Here is a 17,568-nt window from a genome sequence, read left to right as displayed (position 1 = left end):
ATCTGTTGAATGACACTCTGCTATCGGGAGCAAGCCCCCTCCCACATTGACTGCATTTCAGCCTGGAATCAGCGCTGCACGATCCGCAGGGTGTTGTTCTGCTCTTTGGGCAGCACCCGCTTGGCGATCACATAGTTCTTGTCCCAGAACGGCTTTTTCAGCGTGTCGATGCTCACCGACTTGCCACGACGCGGCGCGTGGATGAAGCGGTCGTTGCCCAGATAGATAGCAACGTGGTTAACCTGGCGGCTCTTGAGCTTGAAGAACAGCAAGTCGCCCGGCTTCAGGTCTTTGCGATCGACTTTCAACCCGTGGCCGGCGGCCATGGCGTTGGACGTACGCGGCAAATCCACGGCCTTGACATCGTTGAACGCATATTTCACCAGGCCGCTGCAGTCGAACCCTTTACTTGGGCTGCTGCCGCCCCAACGATAAGGAGTACCGAGCACGTTGACGGCACGGCTGAGAACATCGCTGCTTTGCTTGGTATTCACGGCCAGCTGGGTGGAAAGCGTTTTACCGTGGGCCTTGCTCAGTTGAGTCGGGCGGCTGACAGTCGGCTTTACCGATTTGGCGGTGCTGGGCGTGCTATGAACTTTAGGGGTAAAACCGTTAACGTTTGGAAGACGTTGCTCACGATTGGTGGCGTGGGCGGCCAGTGGCATTAATAGGCAAATGGTTAGCCATGTCTTGAAAAATGGTCGCATTAGGCGTGGCTCTTATGGGTTTGCGCGCAACTTTATAACAGGTTTTGGTGTCGTTCTCAGGCCGTTTGTCGACTGAACCTTGGGGTCAAATTCAGCAAAAACGCGACGATTCGTCGCAATTGTCCGACACAAGTCAGGCGGTATAAGGCTTTGAGGGCAGGAAGATACCATTTGCCGTACGTCGGGCGCTCGTAAAAAAGTCACAAAAAAAATGAACAAATTTATCTATTGAGTGAAAAGAGGTAGTTCATGAACACCTATCAACAGGTTACTTCGCAGCAAGACACCCACAGCAAGGTGATCGGTTACCTGCTATGGATTTTCGGTTTTACCGGAGCCCACCGCTTCTATTACGGCAAACCGGTCACCGGCACGATCTGGTTTTTCACCTTAGGCCTGCTGGGCATCGGCTGGCTGATCGACCTGTTCCTGATCCCGGCCATGGACCGTGAAGCCGACCTGCGTTTTACCGCCGGGCCCATCGAGTACAACGTGGCCTGGATTCTGTTGGCATTCCTGGGCGTGTTCGGTCTGCACCGGATGTACCAGGGCAAATGGATCACCGGCCTGATCTACCTGCTGACCGGTGGTTTGTTCCTGGTGGGGGTGCTGTATGACTTCTGGACGTTGAACAGTCAGATTTCGATCCGCAATGCCGAGCGTAATGCTGGGCGCTGATCTTCAAGTCTGGTGAAGATCAAAATGTGGGAGGGGGCTTGCTCCCGATCGCGGTGGATCAGTCAGCTTATCTGTAGCTGACCCACTGCAATCGGGAGCAAGCCCCCTCCCACATTTTTTACCGTGCCTGTTTCAGGCCTGGTAGCTGATCCGCCCATCCATCAAGGTGTACCGCACCGTTGCCGGCAGGCTGTGACCAATGAACGGGCAATTTTCACCCTTGGACAGCCAGTGCTCCCCGGCAACCGTGGAGCTGGCCGGGTCAAACAGCACCAGGTCCGCCGCCGCACCCACCGCCAGCTGGCCCGCCGGCAGGCGCAAGGCCTGGGCCGGGCCGGTGCTCAGACGTGCCAGCAACGTAGGCAGGTCCAGCAAGCCATCCTCCACCAAGGTCATCGCCAGCGGCAGCAGCAGTTCGACGCTGCTGATACCCGGCTCGGTGGCGCCAAACGGCGCCAGCTTGGCATCGCGCTCGTGAGGCTGGTGGTGGCTGGAAATCGCCGAAACCACGCCCGACTTTACTGCCGCGCGCAAACCTTCACGGTCGGCCAGGGTGCGCAGCGGCGGCTGCACGTGATAGAGGCTGGAGAAGTCGATCAGCGCTTCGTCGGTCAGGATCAGCTGATACAGCGCCACGTCCGCCGTCACCGGCAAACCGCGCGCCTGGGCCTGGGCGATCAGGGCGACGCCGCGGGCGCTGGTCAGTTGGCTGAAGTGCGCGCGTACGCCGCTTTGTTCCACCAGCAACAAATCACGGGCCAGGGCCACGGTTTCTGCGGTTTCCGGGATGCCCGGCAAGCCGAGGAAGCTGGCCACCGCGCCTTCATGGGCCAGGCCGCCTTCGGCCAGGTCGCGGTCCTGGGAATGAAAGATCACCGTCAGGTCGAAGGTGGCCGCGTATTCCAGGGCGCGGCACAAGGTGCGGCTGCTGCGAAAGCTTTCCAGGCCGTTGCTGAACGCCACGCAACCGGCGTCGCGCAAGGCGATCAGCTCAGCCAGTTGTTCGCCTTCCAGGCCTTTGCTCAAGGCGCCGACAGGGAACACTTTGCAATTACCCGCTTCACGAGCACGGTCGAGGATCAACTCGGTGACCGCCGAGGTGTCCAGGATCGGCTTGGTGTTCGGCGGGCAGCACAGGCTGGTCACGCCACCGGCGGCGGCCGCGCGGGTTTCGCTGGTGATGTTGCCTTTGCGGCTGTAGCCCGGCTCGCGCAGGGCGACGTTAAGGTCCACCAGCCCTGGCGCGGCCACCAGGCCTTTGGCGTCGATGCTCTCGACGGCAAGGAAGCCTGCGGGAGCTGCGCCAATGGCGACGATCTTGCCGGCGTCCAGATGAAGGTCGGTAACGCGATCCAGACCACTGGCCGGATCGATGACGCGGGCGCCGAGGATGCTGAGCTTCACTGGGCGCTCTCCTGCTCGAATTGACGTTGCGCGGTTTGCCCGCTCATGGCCATGGACAGCACGGCCATGCGGATGGCGATGCCGTAGGTCACCTGGTTGAGAATCACCGACTGCGGGCCATCGGCCACCGCCGACTCGATTTCCACCCCTCGGTTGATCGGGCCGGGGTGCATCACGATGGCATCCGGCTTGGCACCGGCCAGGCGTGCGGTGGTCAGGCCGAACAGGCGGTAGAACTCGCCCTCGCTCGGCAGCAGGCCACCGGCCATGCGTTCGCGTTGCAGGCGCAGCATGATCACCACGTCGACATCCTTGAGGCCTTCGGCCATGTCGGTGTAGACCTTCACGCCGTACTGTTCGACCCCAACAGGCAGCAAGGTTTTCGGGGCGATCACACGAATGTCCGGGCAGCCCAGGGTCTTCAGGGCCAGCATGTTCGAGCGCGCGACCCGCGAGTGCAGGATGTCGCCGACGATGGCCACCGAGAGGTTTTCAAAGCTGCCTTTGTGCCGACGGATGGTGAGCATGTCGAGCATACCCTGGGTCGGGTGGGCGTGGCGGCCATCGCCGCCATTGATGATCGCCACATTCGGGCAGACATGTTCAGCGATGAAATGCGCCGCGCCGGAGTCGCCGTGGCGTACCACGAACATGTCGGCGGCCATGGCCTCCAGGTTGCGCAAGGTGTCGAGCAGGGTTTCGCCTTTGCTGGCCGACGAGGTGGATACGTTCAGCGTGATCACGTCGGCCGACAGCCGCTGGGCGGCCAGCTCAAAGGTGGTGCGGGTGCGTGTGGAGTTCTCGAAGAACACGTTGCAGATGGTCTTGCCGCGCAGCAGCGGGACTTTCTTCACCGCCCGGCCACCGACTTCGAGGAACGAGTCAGCGGTGTCGAGGATTTCGGTGAGCAGTTCGCGGGGCAAACCATCGAGGGACAAGAAATGTTGCAACTGGCCCTGAGCATTGAGCTGCAGCGGGCGCTTGGCATCTAGAGGCGTCATCGCGGGGACTCTTTTACAAGGCGGGTTAAAGGGCAAGGTCTTGCAGTTCGAGTTCGAGCGGCGTTGGACCGGACAATTTTACCCGCTGGTGGGCTTGCAAAGACAGCGTCGCACCGACCACATCCGGGCTGATCGGCAATTCCCCAGCCTCCAGGTCCAGCAGGCACACCAGAGTGATACTGGCCGGGCGGCCGTAGTCGAACAGCTCATTCATGGCCGCGCGTATGGTACGGCCGCTCATCAATACGTCGTCGATCAGCACCAGGTGCTGGCCTTCGATCTCGAACGGCAGCTGCGAGGGGCGCACTTGCGGATGCAGGCCGTTCTGGCTGAAATCGTCACGGTAGAAAGACACATCCAGCGTGCCCAGGGGCGAATCGCTGCCCAACTCTTCCAGCAATGCCTGGGCCACCCACACACCACCGGTGCGGATGCCGATAAAGCGCGGTTCGCTGATGGCGCGGTGTTCAAGGTGCGCCTTGAGGCGTATCGCCATCTGGCTGATCAGTTCGGCGGGATTGGGCAGGCTCATGGTGGCTCCTCATTAAGTGTGTAGGAGCGAGGGGGACGCCTAGTCCTTGCTCGCGAGAAACGTCAACGATAACGCGTGAAGCCTGGATGTACGCGGTGCCTGTGAGTTCTTCGCGAGCAAGGACTAGGCGTCCCCCTCGCTCCTACAAAAGCGGCATAGCAGCAAGCCGCGTCAGTCAGGATTCAAATAAAGCGGTGTTTTCATCCAGCCAACCCTGCAGCAGCAGGGCGGCGGCGATGGCGTCCACCGGGTTGTCGCGGTAACTGCCCTTCTGCCCGCCACGGTCACGGCGCTCACCCTTGGCTTCAAAGGTAGTCAGGCGCTCGTCGTGGGTATAGAAGGGCAGGTTGTAGCGGCCATTGAGGCGGCGCGCGAACTTTTCGGCGCGCAGGCACATCTCGCTGGGCGTGCCGTCCATGTTCAGGGGCAGGCCGACCACGACGGCATCGGGCTTCCATTCCTTGATCAGCGCTTCAACCTGGTTCCAGTCCGGCACGCCGTTCTGGGCCTTCAATGTGCACAGCTCGCGGGCCTGGCCGGTAATCACCTGGCCCACTGCCACGCCGATCTGTTTGGTGCCGTAGTCAAACCCCAGGATCAGACGCAAAGCCATCAGGCGTGCCCCGCCTGGCTGGTCAACAGGCTGAGGTTGACCCGCAGCTTGGCGGCGGCGGCTTCCAGGCGCAGTTCGCTGGCGGTGTTGAAGAGGATGTCGGCGTCGAACGGGCAAGTCAGCCAGGCATTGCTGGCCAGTTCGGCCTCCAATTGCCCGGCTTCCCAGCCGGCGTATCCCAGGGTGATCACACTTTGCTCGGGGCCGACGCCGTCGGCAATCGCGAACAACACATCCTGGGACGTGGACAGCGAGACGCCCTCAAGGTCCACCGTGGCCTGGAACGTCGGCCCGCTGGGGTGCAACACGAAGCCGCGATCGGTCTGCACCGGCCCGCCGATGTAGATCGGCACGTTCTGGCAGCTGGCTGGCGGATCGATTTCCGGGCGCAGCTGCTCGAGGATATCGGCCAGGTTCAGCTCCTGCGGGCGGTTCACCACCAGCCCCATGGCACCATTGGCCGTGTGCTCGACGATGTAGGTCAAGGTCTGCGCAAAGTTCGGGTCGGCCATATGGGGCATGGCGATCAGGAAGTGGTGCTTGAGGTAGGTCGGGCTGACATTTTTCATGTCCACTAGTGTGGCGTTGGAGGGGCGAACTGACAAGTGTGGGAGGCGAGGCGATCAGTTGCTGGAAAGGCGGTCACCCTTGGCGAATTTCCAGGTGCGGATGATTTCCAGGCGGTCCACATCGTTCAAGTCGCCTGTAAAAGGCGCGAAGGGCGCGGCCAGGCGCACGATGCGCTGGGCGGCCTGGTCCAGCAAGGGCTGGCCGGACGACTCCAGTACCTGCACTTCATACAGCGAACCATCGCGGTTGATCGACACCAGCAAGCGCAAATTGCCGTAGATCTGCTGGCGGCGCGCCTCCTCCGGATAGTTGAGGTTGCCGATGCGCTCGACTTTCTTGCGCCATTCGTCCTTATACCAGGCGCCTTTGTCGCGCATGGTCGAGGCGGCGTTCAGGCGGTAGATGCGCGGGCGCTTGGCGTAGAGCTGCTGTTCGTGAGCCAGTTCGGCTTCCAGGCTGGAAATCTCGTCGGACAGCGTCGAACTGTCGAACGTTGGCGCAGGCTTGACGGGCTCGGGTTTGGGCTCGGTCTTGGTCTTTTCGCGCTGGGTCGGGGCTTTTTGCGGTTTGGGCGCGACCGTGGTCACGGCAGCCTTGGGAGTGGCCTGTTTGACTTCAGGCTTGGGAGCCGGCGGCGGGGTGACTTTGTTGACCTTGTTGTCCTGGAACGGCGCCACTTCGGTGGTCTTGGGCACGGCTTTCTTGTCGAGCGTGCCGCTGCCTTGCTGGTTCTCCTGGGCGAGAAAATCGGCCTTTTCGGGCTTTTTATCGCTCTTGAAGGTGGCCAGCGTGATTTCCAGGGTTTTGGTGATTTGCTTGGGCTCGACCATGGTGAAGCCCAGGCCGAGGATCAGTGCGAGGTGAATCAGCGCTGCCAGGAACAGGGTAAATCCGAGCCGATCAGCCGGGCGCACGCCGCTGTGGGAGAGTTCGGGGGGCAGTTCGGACGGGAGCGTCATGACAAGAAAACCAACATCGCGCGTTTCACAGGTGGCGCATGATAACGCAATGTTGGTTTATGTCCGGCTGTTCTATGTCACTTGGCTTGTAGCTTGCGCTCAATGGCCGCCATCAGCATTTCGCCGATGTTCGTGCCAAATGCGTTATCAATCTCGCGAATACAGGTCGGGCTGGTGACGTTGATCTCGGTGAGGTTTTCGCCAATTACGTCAAGTCCTACGAACAGCAGACCTTTTTCGCGAAGGGTCGGGCCGACTTGAGCGGCGATCCAGCGATCCTTGTCCGACAGCGGCCGCGCTTCACCTCGGCCACCGGCCGCCAGGTTACCACGGGTCTCGCCGGCCGCAGGGATACGCGCCAGGCAATAATCCACCGGCTCGCCGTCGATCATCAGGATGCGTTTGTCGCCGTCCTTGATCGCTGGCAGGTAGGCCTGGCCCATGATCTGCTGGGTGCCCAGCGCCGTCAGGGTTTCCAGGATCACCGAGAGATTCGGGTCGCCCGCGCGGTGACGGAAGATCGATGTGCCGCCCATGCCGTCCAGCGGCTTGAGGATCACATCACCGTGCTTGGCGGCGAACTCACGCAGCACGTCGGCGCGGCGGCTGACCACGGTAGGCGGCGTGCACTGCGGAAACAGCGTGGCGAACAGTTTTTCATTGCAGTCGCGCAGGCTTTGCGGCTTGTTGACGATCAACACGCCGGCGCGTTCGGCCTGCTCCAGCAGGTAGGTGGAATAAACAAATTCCATGTCGAACGGCGGGTCCTTGCGCATCAGGATCACGTCCAGGTCGCTCAGGGGGCTGTCGACTTCATCCTGCAGTTCGAACCACTTCTCGGGGTTGGCGAATACCTGCAACGGGCGCATCCGCGCACGGGCCTCGCCGTCGCCCTGGTAAAGGTCGCGCTGTTCCATATAGAACAGGCTCCAGCCGCGGGCCTGGGCGGCCAGGAGCATGGCCAGCGAGCTGTCCTTTTTATAGGAAATGCTGGCGATAGGGTCCATGACAATGCCGACGCGAACGCTCATGGGGGATTTCCTCTAGCAAATTAGGGCGCATAAAAGTGGCGTCAGAGTGGCGCTGCGGCTGTTGTGGGTCAAGGAAAAACCACCAGGCGGGCGCCTCGATAGATTGCGCCCGGAGACTGTGCTAAAAAGACTGCCACGGCGCAGCAGCCCTTGAATTCTAAGGCTTGTGGCGCTCATTCTGTGAGAGATCAGGCAGTACACACCGAAAACCGATTCGCTGTGGCGATGGTAGAGCAACTATGGAACAGCATTCCAACGCCTTGAGAGTGATGGTGATCGACGATTCGAAAACGATCCGCCGCACCGCCGAGACGCTGTTGAAGAACATGGGGTGCGAGGTCATCACGGCCATCGACGGTTTCGATGCCCTGGCCCGAATCGTGGACCATCACCCGCACATTATCTTTGTCGACATCATGATGCCGCGCCTGGATGGCTACCAGACCTGCGCGCTGGTGAAAAACAACCCGGCGTTCAAGTCGATCCCGGTGATCATGTTGTCCTCCAAGGACGGCCTGTTCGACAAGGCGAAGGGGCGTATCGTGGGTGTCGATCAGTTTTTGACCAAGCCTTTCAGCAAGGAAGAACTGCTGGGTGCGATCAAGGCCTATGTGCCTGCCTTCGCCGCAGTAGAACAAGCACACTGACGCCGCCTCAAAGGGGCCGGCGCGACCAATGTAGTGGGGAAAACCATGGCACGTGTTCTGATCGTCGACGATTCGCCGACCGAAATGTACAAACTGACCGGCATGCTGGAAAAGCATGGTCACGAGGTTCTCAAGGCCGCCAATGGCGGCGATGGTGTGGCGCTTGCCCGCCAGGAAAAACCTGACGCGGTATTGATGGACATCGTGATGCCGGGCCTCAATGGGTTCCAGGCCACGCGCCAACTGACCAAAGACAAAGAAACCGAGCACATCCCGGTGATCATTATCACCACTAAAGACCAGGAAACCGACAAGGTGTGGGGCACTCGCCAGGGCGCCAAGGACTACCTGACCAAGCCGGTCGATGAAGAAACCCTGATCGCCACGCTGAACAAGGTGCTGGCCGGCTGACGGCACGCCATCATGACCGAGTCGCAAACCGCCTTTGAGCTGCTGCTGGACATCGACCGCCGCTGCCGCCTGCTGGCCGCCGACCTGCCGTCCCAGGAAACCCGCCTGCAACGCTGGAGCGGGATTGGCTTTCGCCTGGGGCAGCAATGGTTTGTGGCGCCCATGGGCGAAGTCGCCGAGGTACTGCATGAGCCGCGCTGCACCCTGATGCCTGGCGTCAAGCCCTGGGTCAAGGGCGTGGCCAACCTGCGCGGGCGCTTGCTGCCGGTGATGGACCTGGGCGGGTTCCTCGGCCAGGCACTGTCCAAGGCGCGCAAGCAACGACGGGTGCTGGTGGTGGAATTCAACGATCTGTTTGTCGGGTTGCTGGTGGACGAGGTGGTGGGCATGCAGCATTTCGCACTGGACGCCTGGCAGGCAAGTACCGCCGCCAGCGCGCCGTTTATCCAGGGCCAATTCGATGGCGACCCGCAGTGGCAGGTCTTCAGCCCCTTCGCCCTGGTCCAGGCTCCAGGCTTCATGGATGTTGCCGCATGAGCACCGTCATCCCGCCCAAACCCCAGGCCGCCTCGCGCAGCCGCTCGCAGATCATCGTGCTGTTTATCGCCCTGATCGTGTTCATCATGCTGTTGTTCGCCAACTTCGCGTACCTCAACACCCAGTCCACCTACGACAAACAGTACATCGGCCACGCGGGTGAGCTGCGGGTGCTGTCCCAGCGCATCGCCAAGAACGCCACCGAAGCCGCCGCCGGCAAGGCGGCCGCGTTCAAACTGCTGGGCGAGGCGCGCAACGACTTTGCCCAGCGCTGGGGCTACTTGAAAAAAGGCGACCCGCAAACCGGCCTGCCGGCCGCACCCAGCGCCGTACGCGCTGAAATGCGTGCGGTGCAGACCGACTGGGAAGCCCTGCTGAAAAATACCGACGCCATTCTCGCCAGCGAACAGACCGTGCTGTCATTGCACCAGGTGGCCGCCACCCTCGCCGAGACCGTGCCGCAGTTGCAGATAGAGTCGGAAAAAGTCGTCGACATATTGCTCCAGCGCGGCGCCCCTGCGAGCCAGGTGGCATTGGCCCAGCGCCAGTCATTGCTGGCGGAGCGCATCCTGGGCGCGGTCAACACCGTGCTCGCCGGCGACGAAACCGCGGTGCAGGCCGCCGATGCCTTCGGTCGCGACGCCAACCGTTTTGGCGTGGTGCTCAATGGCATGCTCAACGGCAACCCCGGCCTGCGCATCACCCAGGTCGAAGACCCTGATGCCCGCGCCCGGTTGGGGGAAATTGCCGAACTGTTCGAATTCGTCTCGGGTTCCGTCGATGAAATTCTCGAAACCTCGCCGCAGCTGTTTCAGGTACGCGCTTCGGCGGGCAATATTTTCAACCTGTCGCAAACCCTGCTCGATGAAGCCTCGCACCTGGCCACCGGTTTTGAAAACCTGGCCGGCGGGCGCAGTCTGGATACCCTCGGCGGCTATGCGCTGGGGCTGCTGGCGCTGGCGTCGATCATCCTGATCGGCCTGGTGATGGTGCGCGAGACCAACCGCCAACTGCATGAAACCGCCGAGAAAAATGAGCGCAATCAGAACGCGATCATGCGTCTGCTGGACGAAATCGAAGACCTGGCCGACGGCGACCTGACCGTCACGGCCTCGGTCACCGAAGACTTCACCGGCACCATTGCCGATTCGATCAACTATTCGGTGGATCAGCTGCGCGACCTGGTGGCGACCATCAACCTCACCGCCGGGCAAGTCGCCGGCGCGGTGCAGGAGACCCAGGCCACCGCTATGCACCTGGCCCAGGCCTCGGAGCATCAGGCCCAACAGATCGCCGAAGCCTCCACCGCGATCAACCAGATGGCCCAGTCCATCGACCAGGTGTCGGCCAACGCCGCCGAGTCCTCAGCGGTGGCGGAGCGTTCGGTAGAGATCGCCAACAAGGGCAACGAGGTGGTGCACAACACCATCCACGGCATGGACAACATCCGCGAACAGATCCAGGACACCGCCAAGCGCATCAAGCGCCTGGGGGAATCGTCCCAGGAGATCGGCGACATCGTCAGCCTGATCGACGACATCGCCGACCAGACCAACATCCTCGCCCTGAACGCCGCGATCCAGGCGAGCATGGCCGGGGATGCCGGGCGCGGTTTTGCGGTGGTGGCCGATGAAGTGCAACGGCTGGCCGAGCGCTCATCGGCCGCCACCCGGCAGATCGAAACCCTGGTGCGGGCGATCCAGGCCGACACCAATGAAGCCGTGATTTCCATGGAGCAGACCACCACCGAAGTGGTGCGCGGCGCGCGGCTGGCCCAGGACGCCGGGGTGGCGCTGGAAGAGATCGAAGGCGTCTCGAAAACCCTGGCGGCGCTGATCCAGAGCATCTCGAACGCGGCGCAGCAGCAGACCTCGTCGGCGGGGCAGATTTCCCTGACCATGAATGTGATCCAGCAGATCACCACGCAGACGTCGTCCGGTTCCACGGCGACCGCCGAAAGTATTGGTAACCTGGCGAAGATGGCCAGTCAGTTGCGCAGGTCGGTGTCAGGTTTTACCTTGCCGGCAGCCAAGCAGGCAGATGACTGAAATGCGATCCAAATGTGGGAGGGGGCTTGCTCCCGATGGCGGTGCATCAGTCACTTGATCCATCAGCTGAACCACCGCTATCGGGAGCAAGCCCCCTCCCACAGTTGATCTCCATTGGTTTCAAGAACACCAGCAACTCATGAATTCTAAGCGGAGCAGTTATGGTTGATCGGCACGACTACGTGGCCCTCGAATGGGTCAAGGGCGACATTGCCGAAACCCTGAAACAGGCCCGTTCGGCGCTGGACGCTTATGTTGAAACCGGCGACGGGATTGATGCGTGCCTGGCCGGTATCCACCAGGTGCACGGCGCGCTGCAAATGGTCGAGTTCTACGGCGCGGCCCTGCTGGCTGAAGAGATCGAAGCCCTGGCACTCGCGCTGCAGGCCGGGCAGGTCAGTCAGCGCGACGAAAGCATCCGCCTGCTGCAACAGGCCCTCGGCCAATTGCCGCTGTACCTGGACCGCGTGCACAGCGCCCGTCGCGACCTGCCGCTGGTGGTGTTGCCGCTGCTCAACGATTTGCGCAGCGCCCGCGGTGAAGGCCTGCTGTCGGAGACCAGCCTGTTCAGCCCGCAGCTGCTGACGATCGCGCTGCTGCCCGACGAGGCGCTGGCTCAACGCACACCGCCGGACATTCACGCACAGCTGCGCCAATGGCACGCACTGCTGCAACAAGCCCTGGCCGGGTTGCTGCGCGAGGACCACGGCCCGAGCAACCTGGAAGACATGGCGCGGGTGTTCGCCCGTCTGGAAGCGCTGTGCCAGGGCGCGCCGCTGTTGCCGTTGTGGCAGGTCACCTCGGCGTTGGTCGAAGGCATGCTCACCGGGGTGATCGCCAATAGCCCGGCACTGCGCAGCCTGCTCAAGGCCAGCGGCAAGCAACTCAAGCGCCTGCTGGCCCAGGGCATTGTCGGGATCAACCAGCCGGCGCCGGATGAGTTGCTCAAGAGCCTGCTGTTCTACGTCGCCAAAGTCACCCGGCCGACGCCGCGCATGCAAAGCCTGAAGGAGCGCTACGGCCTGGACGAGGCCCTGCCCGACAGTGCCGTGGTCGATGCCGAGCGGGCGCGCCTGGCCGGGCCGGACCACAACGCCATGGGCTCGGTGCTCGGCGCATTGTGCGAAGAGCTGGTGCGGGTCAAGGAACGCCTCGATCTGTTCGTGCGCAGCGACCGCCAGCACACCCAGGACCTTGACCCGCTGCTGGCGCCGCTGCGGCAGATCGCTGACACCTTGGCGGTCCTCGGTTTCGGCCAGCCGCGCAAAGTGATCATCGACCAACTCGCCGTGGTCTTGAGCCTGGTGCAGGGCCAGCGCGAACCCAGTGACGCCGTACTGATGGATGTTGCCGGGGCGTTGCTCTATGTCGAAGCCACGTTGGCCGGAATGGTCGGCACGGTGGAGCCGGAGAGCCGCGAAGAGAGCCGCCTGCCGACCACCGACCTGACCCAGATCCACCAATTGGTGATCCGCGAATCCTGCCAGTGCCTGCGCCAGGCCAAGGAATTGGTGATCGACTGCATCGAGGCCGATTGGGACCGCCAACGTCTGGAATCCCTGCCGGAGCTGCTGAGCCAGGTGCGCGGCGCCCTGGCGATGATTCCACTGCCTCGCGCGGCAAGCTTGATGCGCGGCTGTACCGATTACGTCGATGAGCAGTTGATGGTCAACGATACCGCGCCCGGCCAAGCGCCGTTGGCGCATTTCGCCGAGGTGATCAGCAGCCTGGAGTACTACCTGGAACGCATGCTCCAGGACCCCGACGCCGCTGGGGAAAAAGTGCTGGAACTGGCTACCCATGGCCTGAGCGCGCTGGGCTACCTGCCGGTGGAAAAACCCTGGCGCCAGGCACTGGCTGCGCCCGACGGCGCCCTGTCCGGCGACAGCGCGCCAAGCCAATCCCAATTCGATGCGCTGGCCAGTCCCACCTCGCGCCTCAACCCTCCGGCCCTGCAGCGCCCGGGGAGCTTGCAGCCGCCCCCAGCCGATGAAGCGCCGATTGACGATGAGTTGCGCGAAGTCTTCCTCGAGGAAGCCGATGAAGTCCTCGGCGTGCTGCACCGTTACCTGCCCGACAGCACGGAAAAAACCGCCCAGGGCGAAATGCGCCGTGCCTTCCACACCCTGAAAGGCAGCGGCCGTATGGTCCGCGCGCTGGTGATGGCGGAACTGGCCTGGGCCGTGGAAAACCTGCTCAACCGCGTGCTTGAGCGCAACGTCGCCATGGGCCCTGAAGTGCAGCAGGTGCTGGATGACGCGGTGGCGCTGCTGCCGGAGTTGATTGCCGACTTCGCCACCGACGACCAGCGCCAGCGCGATGAGGTCGACGCCCTCGCTGCCCGCGCCCACGGGTTGGCCAGCGGCGCCCAGGTACCGGTTGCCGAGCCCCACGATCCGATGTTGCTGGAGATCTTCCGCAACGAAGCCCAGAGCCATCTGGACAGCCTCGACCAGTTCCTGCAACAGGCCGCCGAACACCTGCCGCTGCAGGTCAGTGATGAATTGCAACGCGCCCTGCATACCCTCAAGGGCAGCGCCTACATGGCCGGTGTGTTGCCGATTGCCGAACTGGTACGTCCGCTCGACCACCTGACCCGCGAATACAAGGCGCACCGTGTGCCGCTGGACCTGGACGAAATCGAGTTGTTGCTGGAAGCCGAGGGCCTGTTGCAAAAGGGATTGCGTGATCTGAACGGCGATCCCCTGGCGCCGATCAAGGGCGCCGCAGACTTGATCACGCGCACCCAAGGCCTGTTGGACCAACAGCTTGAAAAGCTGCTCAGCACCCCCGGCACCGGCCTGCGCGTCAAGTGCGACCCGCAACTGATCAGCAACTTCCTGGCCCAGGGCATGGACATCCTGCTCGACGCCGAAAGCCTGCTGCGCCGCTGGCAGCAACACCCCGGCGAGCGTCAGGAGCTGACTGCGCTGCTGGACGAACTGACCACCCTGGGCGAGGGCGCGCACATCGCCGACCTGCACCCTATCGATCAATTGTGCGAAGCCTTGCTCGACCTGTATGGCGCGGTGGAAGAAAGCAGCCTGGCGGTCAGCGAGCGGTTCTTCCAGGAGGCCGAGCAGGCCCATGAAGCGCTGATCAATATGCTCGACCAACTGGCGGCGGGGCAGGAAATCAGCCCGGCGCCGGCACGGGTACAGGCCCTGCGCGCGTTGCTGGATGACGCCCTTGATCCCTCCGCCACCGGCCTGATCAAACGTGACGGCAGCCGTGGCCTGAGTGTCGCCGAGCTGGGTGCCGCGACCGAAGCGCTGAACCGGCACACGGCGATGGACGATGAGATCGTCGACATCTTCCTTGAAGAGGCCGTGGACATCCTCGACAGCGCCGGGCAATCGCTCAAACGCTGGTTGCTGGAGCCCGACGGCCTGGCGCCGTTGTCCTCGTTGCAGCGGGACCTGCACACCCTCAAGGGTGGCGCGCGCATGGCCGAAATCGACCCAGTGGGCGACCTGGCCCAGGAGCTGGAATGTGTCTACGAGGGTCTGGTCGACCGCCGCTACAGCTATTCCACCGAGCTGTCCCAGCTGCTGATGGCCAGCCACGAACGCCTGGCCTTGCAGTTGGATGAACTGCACCAGCACCAGCCCCTGAGCGACGGCACCGAGCTGGTCGCCCGGTTGCGCGAATTGCGCCACAGCAGCCTTCCGGCGGCCCCGGTTGCCTCACCGGAAACCTCGGGTACCGACCCCGAACTGTTGGATATTTTCCTCGAGGAAGCTGCCGATATTCTCGACAGCTCCGGCAGCGCGTTGCTGCGCTGGCAAGCCGAACCCGGCAACCGCCAGGAAGTGGAAACCCTGCTGCGTGACCTGCACACCCTCAAGGGTGGCGCACGCATGGTCGAGATCGGCCCGATTGGCGACCTGGCCCACGAGCTGGAGTTTCTCTACGAGGGGCTGTCCGCAGGGCTGCTCGCGCCGTCGCCCGAGCTGTTCGCGCTGCTGCAAGGTTGCCACGACCGGCTGGCGCAGATGATCGATGCGGTGGCGGACGGCTTGCCTGTGGGCTCGGTGGACAAGCTGATCGAGCGCATCAAAAGCCTGGTGCACCCCAGCGATGAGCCGGTAGCGCCGGTGGCATTGCCGGTGGGTAAGACGGAAGCGGCGGTCGATCCGGCCGCCGACATGGTGAAGATCTCCGCCGAACTGCTCGACGACTTGGTCAACCTGGCCGGCGAAACATCGATCTTCCGCGGCCGTATCGAGCAGCAGGTCAACGATGCGCGCACTGCGCTCACGGAAGTGGAAACCACCATCGAGCGCATGCGCGACCAACTGCGCCGCCTCGACACCGAAACCCAGAGCCGGCTTTTCAGTCGCCAGCAGGCCGAGGCCGAACGGTTGGGCTACGAAGAATTCGACCCGCTGGAAATGGATCGCCATTCGCAATTGCAGCAATTGTCCCGCGCGTTGTCCGAATCGGCCTCGGATTTGCTCGACCTCAAGGAAACCCTCGAGCGCCGCAACCAGGACGCCCATGACCTGCTGCAGCAACAGGCGCGGATCAACACCCAGTTGCAGGAAGGCCTGATGCGCACGCGCATGGTGCCGTTCGAGCGCATGCTGCCGCGCCTCAAGCGCATCGTGCGCCAGGTCGCCGGCGAGCTGGGCAAGGACGTCGAGTTCGTGGTCGGCAATGCCGAGGGCGAAATGGACCGTAACGTGCTGGAGCGCATGGCGGCGCCGCTGGAACACATGCTGCGCAACGCCGTCGACCATGGCCTGGAGTCCCGTGAGGTGCGCCTGCAGGCCGGCAAGCCGGAGAAGGGGCGCATCACCCTGGACCTGACCCACGAAGGCGGCGACATCGTCTTCGACATGCGCGACGACGGCGCCGGTGTGCCCCTCGAAGCCGTGCGCCGCAAGGCGATCAAACGCGGCCTGCTCGACCCCAATCAAGAGATCAGCGACCGCGACGTGCTGCAGTTCATCCTGCAACCGGGGTTTTCCACGGCGGAAAAAATCACCCAGATTTCCGGACGCGGTGTGGGCATGGACGTGGTGCACGAAGAAGTGCGCCAGCTTGGCGGTTCGATGGTGATCGACTCGATCCCGGGCGTGGGTGTGCACTTCAGGATTCGCCTGCCGTTTACCGTGTCGGTCAACCGTGCGCTGATGGTGCAGTGCGCTGACGATCAGTATGCGATTCCGCTCAATACCATCGACGGCCTGGTGCGCGTGCCGCCCCATGAACTGGCCGGGCACTACCAGCAAGATCCGCCGCGCTATGCCTATGCCGGCCAAGTCTACGAACTGTTTTACCTTGGCGACCTGCTGCACACCGTCAGCCGCCCCAAACTGCTCGGCCAGTACCAGCCGGTGCCGGTGTTGCTGATGCAGTGCAATGAGCGACACGTGGCGGTGCATGTGGATGCCATGGCAGGGACCCGCGAGATTGTGGTCAAGGGCCTGGGGCCGCAGTTTGCGGGCGTTCAGGGCTTGTCCGGGGCGACGATCCTGGGCGATGGCCGCGTGGTGTTGATCATCGACCTGCTGGCGCATATCCGCGCGCGGCAACCGGCGTTGCCGGCGCAGTCTGTGGATGCGCCGCTGATCCTTAACGACCCGCTGAAAAAGCGCCCGCTGTTGGTGCTGGTGGTGGACGACTCGGTCACCGTGCGCAAAGTCACCAGCCGCCTGCTGGAGCGCAACGGCATGAATGTGCTGACCGCCAAGGACGGCGTTGACGCCCTCGCCGTGCTTGAGGAACACACCCCGGACCTGATGCTGCTCGACATCGAAATGCCGCGCATGGACGGCTTTGAAGTGGCGATCCAGGTGCGCAACGATCCACGCCTGATGCGCCTGCCGATCATCATGATCACCTCGCGCACCGGCCAGAAACACCGCGACCGCGCCATGGCCATCGGCGTCAACGACTACCTCGGCAAGCCGTACCAGGAGTCGGTGCTGCTGGAAAGCATCGCGTATTGGAGCAAGTCCCATGCTTGACCACCGCGCAAGCCAACTCACCGGGCTGTTGCTGCCGCTGGCTGACCGTCACCTGATAGTGCCCAACGTTGCGGTAGCCGAACTGATCGACTTCCAGCGCGGCGAACCGGCCAGCGATGCACCGCCGTGGTACCTGCGACAGGTGACCTGGCGCGATCGGCAAATCCCCTTGATCAGCTTCGAAGCCGTGTGCGGCGAAGCCAGCATGACCGGCGAGCGTTCTCGCATCGTCGTGTTGAATGCACTGGGTGGGCGGCCGACCTTGAAGTTCATTGCGCTGGTGATCCAGGGAATCCCGCGCTCGTACAAGCTCGACAGTGAACTGAGTTACGTGGACGTCCCGCTGTGCCCGCTGGAACTGGCGGCGGTGCAGGTGGGCGAACATGTGGCGAAGGTGCCGGACTTGATGGGGCTTGAAGCGTTGCTGGCCGAGTCCGGACTGGCCTGAGCCCTAT

At 62.8% G+C, this 17,568-nt stretch carries 15 protein-coding genes; 7 read left to right on the top strand and 8 right to left on the bottom strand.

Features of this window, described 5'->3' with window-relative positions; genetic code table 11:
* Positions 1 to 68: 68 nt before the first annotated feature.
* Entirely contained in the window at positions 69 to 707 is a 639-nt protein-coding gene (locus C4J92_RS25015; protein WP_124364803.1) for a C40 family peptidase, read from the bottom strand.
* Positions 708 to 956: 249 nt separating this feature from the next.
* Here C4J92_RS25015 and C4J92_RS25010 point away from each other — a divergent pair, with 249 nt between their 5' ends.
* On the top strand, positions 957 to 1,385 hold the full coding sequence (locus C4J92_RS25010) for a TM2 domain-containing protein (protein WP_124405548.1): 429 nt from the start codon (positions 957 to 959) through the stop codon (positions 1,383 to 1,385).
* Positions 1,386 to 1,517: 132 nt separating this feature from the next.
* On the opposite strand, the gene C4J92_RS25005 is transcribed toward C4J92_RS25010, so the two are convergent.
* The 7 genes from C4J92_RS25005 to gshB all read right to left on the bottom strand — a co-directional run bounded on the left by C4J92_RS25005 (position 1,518) and on the right by gshB (position 7,495).
* A complete protein-coding gene (locus tag C4J92_RS25005) occupies positions 1,518 to 2,789 on the bottom strand; it encodes a dihydroorotase (RefSeq protein WP_124405547.1) in 1,272 nt (423 codons plus the stop codon).
* Complete coding sequence (locus C4J92_RS25000) at positions 2,786 to 3,790, bottom strand: aspartate carbamoyltransferase catalytic subunit (RefSeq protein ID WP_124405546.1); 1,005 nt, start codon at positions 3,788 to 3,790, stop codon at positions 2,786 to 2,788. Before C4J92_RS25000 ends, C4J92_RS25005 begins: the two co-directional genes overlap by 4 nt.
* A gap of 25 nt (positions 3,791 to 3,815) precedes the next feature.
* On the bottom strand, positions 3,816 to 4,322 hold the full coding sequence (gene pyrR, locus C4J92_RS24995; RefSeq protein WP_124405545.1) for a bifunctional pyr operon transcriptional regulator/uracil phosphoribosyltransferase PyrR: 507 nt from the start codon (positions 4,320 to 4,322) through the stop codon (positions 3,816 to 3,818).
* Between the two features lie 175 nt (positions 4,323 to 4,497).
* On the bottom strand, positions 4,498 to 4,935 hold the full coding sequence (ruvX, locus tag C4J92_RS24990; RefSeq protein ID WP_003213744.1) for a Holliday junction resolvase RuvX: 438 nt from the start codon (positions 4,933 to 4,935) through the stop codon (positions 4,498 to 4,500).
* The gene (locus C4J92_RS24985) at positions 4,935 to 5,504 is read right to left on the bottom strand and encodes a YqgE/AlgH family protein (protein ID WP_124405544.1); all 570 of its coding nucleotides are present in this window, start codon (positions 5,502 to 5,504) and stop codon (positions 4,935 to 4,937) included. Before C4J92_RS24985 ends, ruvX begins: the two co-directional genes overlap by 1 nt.
* A 54-nt stretch (positions 5,505 to 5,558) precedes the next feature.
* Complete coding sequence (locus C4J92_RS24980; RefSeq protein ID WP_124405543.1) at positions 5,559 to 6,464, bottom strand: energy transducer TonB; 906 nt, start codon at positions 6,462 to 6,464, stop codon at positions 5,559 to 5,561.
* Positions 6,465 to 6,541: 77 nt separating this feature from the next.
* Positions 6,542 to 7,495: a glutathione synthase gene (gshB, locus tag C4J92_RS24975; protein ID WP_124368684.1), complete on the bottom strand. Its 954-nt coding sequence runs from the start codon at positions 7,493 to 7,495 to the stop codon at positions 6,542 to 6,544.
* A gap of 239 nt (positions 7,496 to 7,734) precedes the next feature.
* Between gshB and pilG the strand changes: the two genes are divergently transcribed.
* From pilG to C4J92_RS24945, 6 genes are all read left to right on the top strand, one after another.
* A complete protein-coding gene (pilG, locus tag C4J92_RS24970; RefSeq protein WP_124364796.1) occupies positions 7,735 to 8,142 on the top strand; it encodes a twitching motility response regulator PilG in 408 nt (135 codons plus the stop codon).
* Positions 8,143 to 8,187: 45 nt separating this feature from the next.
* The gene (gene pilH / locus C4J92_RS24965) at positions 8,188 to 8,553 is read left to right on the top strand and encodes a twitching motility response regulator PilH (protein ID WP_034116227.1); all 366 of its coding nucleotides are present in this window, start codon (positions 8,188 to 8,190) and stop codon (positions 8,551 to 8,553) included.
* 12 nt (positions 8,554 to 8,565) lie between these two features.
* Complete coding sequence (locus C4J92_RS24960) at positions 8,566 to 9,090, top strand: chemotaxis protein CheW (RefSeq protein ID WP_124405542.1); 525 nt, start codon at positions 8,566 to 8,568, stop codon at positions 9,088 to 9,090.
* Positions 9,087 to 11,138 carry a methyl-accepting chemotaxis protein gene (locus C4J92_RS24955; protein ID WP_124405541.1) on the top strand — a complete coding sequence of 684 codons (2,052 nt, stop codon included), beginning with the start codon at positions 9,087 to 9,089 and terminating at the stop codon, positions 11,136 to 11,138. Before C4J92_RS24960 ends, C4J92_RS24955 begins: the two co-directional genes overlap by 4 nt.
* A 161-nt stretch (positions 11,139 to 11,299) precedes the next feature.
* Complete coding sequence (locus C4J92_RS24950; RefSeq protein WP_124405540.1) at positions 11,300 to 17,113, top strand: Hpt domain-containing protein; 5,814 nt, start codon at positions 11,300 to 11,302, stop codon at positions 17,111 to 17,113.
* Positions 17,106 to 17,561: a chemotaxis protein CheW gene (locus tag C4J92_RS24945; protein WP_124364792.1), complete on the top strand. Its 456-nt coding sequence runs from the start codon at positions 17,106 to 17,108 to the stop codon at positions 17,559 to 17,561. Before C4J92_RS24950 ends, C4J92_RS24945 begins: the two co-directional genes overlap by 8 nt.
* Positions 17,562 to 17,568 lie beyond the last annotated feature (7 nt).

The organism is Pseudomonas sp. R3-18-08, assembly GCF_003852065.1.
GTDB lineage: Bacteria > Pseudomonadota > Gammaproteobacteria > Pseudomonadales > Pseudomonadaceae > Aquipseudomonas.
This window is presented reverse-complemented; position numbering and strand designations above follow the sequence as displayed.

What these genes read in the sequence shown, in the direction of transcription:
- C4J92_RS25010 (WP_124405548.1), top strand. Translation starts at nt 957, where the DNA reads ATGAACACCTATCAACAGGTTACTTCGCAGCAAGACACCCACAGCAAG.
- C4J92_RS24960 (WP_124405542.1), top strand. Translation starts at nt 8,566, where the DNA reads ATGACCGAGTCGCAAACCGCCTTTGAGCTGCTGCTGGACATCGACCGC.
- pilG (WP_124364796.1), top strand. Translation starts at nt 7,735, where the DNA reads ATGGAACAGCATTCCAACGCCTTGAGAGTGATGGTGATCGACGATTCG.
- C4J92_RS24945 (WP_124364792.1), top strand. Translation starts at nt 17,106, where the DNA reads ATGCTTGACCACCGCGCAAGCCAACTCACCGGGCTGTTGCTGCCGCTG.
- C4J92_RS24980 (WP_124405543.1), bottom strand. Translation starts at nt 6,464, where the DNA reads ATGACGCTCCCGTCCGAACTGCCCCCCGAACTCTCCCACAGCGGCGTG.
- ruvX (WP_003213744.1), bottom strand. Translation starts at nt 4,935, where the DNA reads ATGGCTTTGCGTCTGATCCTGGGGTTTGACTACGGCACCAAACAGATC.
- gshB (WP_124368684.1), bottom strand. Translation starts at nt 7,495, where the DNA reads ATGAGCGTTCGCGTCGGCATTGTCATGGACCCTATCGCCAGCATTTCC.
- C4J92_RS24950 (WP_124405540.1), top strand. Translation starts at nt 11,300, where the DNA reads ATGGTTGATCGGCACGACTACGTGGCCCTCGAATGGGTCAAGGGCGAC.
- C4J92_RS24985 (WP_124405544.1), bottom strand. Translation starts at nt 5,504, where the DNA reads ATGAAAAATGTCAGCCCGACCTACCTCAAGCACCACTTCCTGATCGCC.
- C4J92_RS25015 (WP_124364803.1), bottom strand. Translation starts at nt 707, where the DNA reads ATGCGACCATTTTTCAAGACATGGCTAACCATTTGCCTATTAATGCCA.
- C4J92_RS24955 (WP_124405541.1), top strand. Translation starts at nt 9,087, where the DNA reads ATGAGCACCGTCATCCCGCCCAAACCCCAGGCCGCCTCGCGCAGCCGC.
- pilH (WP_034116227.1), top strand. Translation starts at nt 8,188, where the DNA reads ATGGCACGTGTTCTGATCGTCGACGATTCGCCGACCGAAATGTACAAA.
- C4J92_RS25000 (WP_124405546.1), bottom strand. Translation starts at nt 3,790, where the DNA reads ATGACGCCTCTAGATGCCAAGCGCCCGCTGCAGCTCAATGCTCAGGGC.
- pyrR (WP_124405545.1), bottom strand. Translation starts at nt 4,322, where the DNA reads ATGAGCCTGCCCAATCCCGCCGAACTGATCAGCCAGATGGCGATACGC.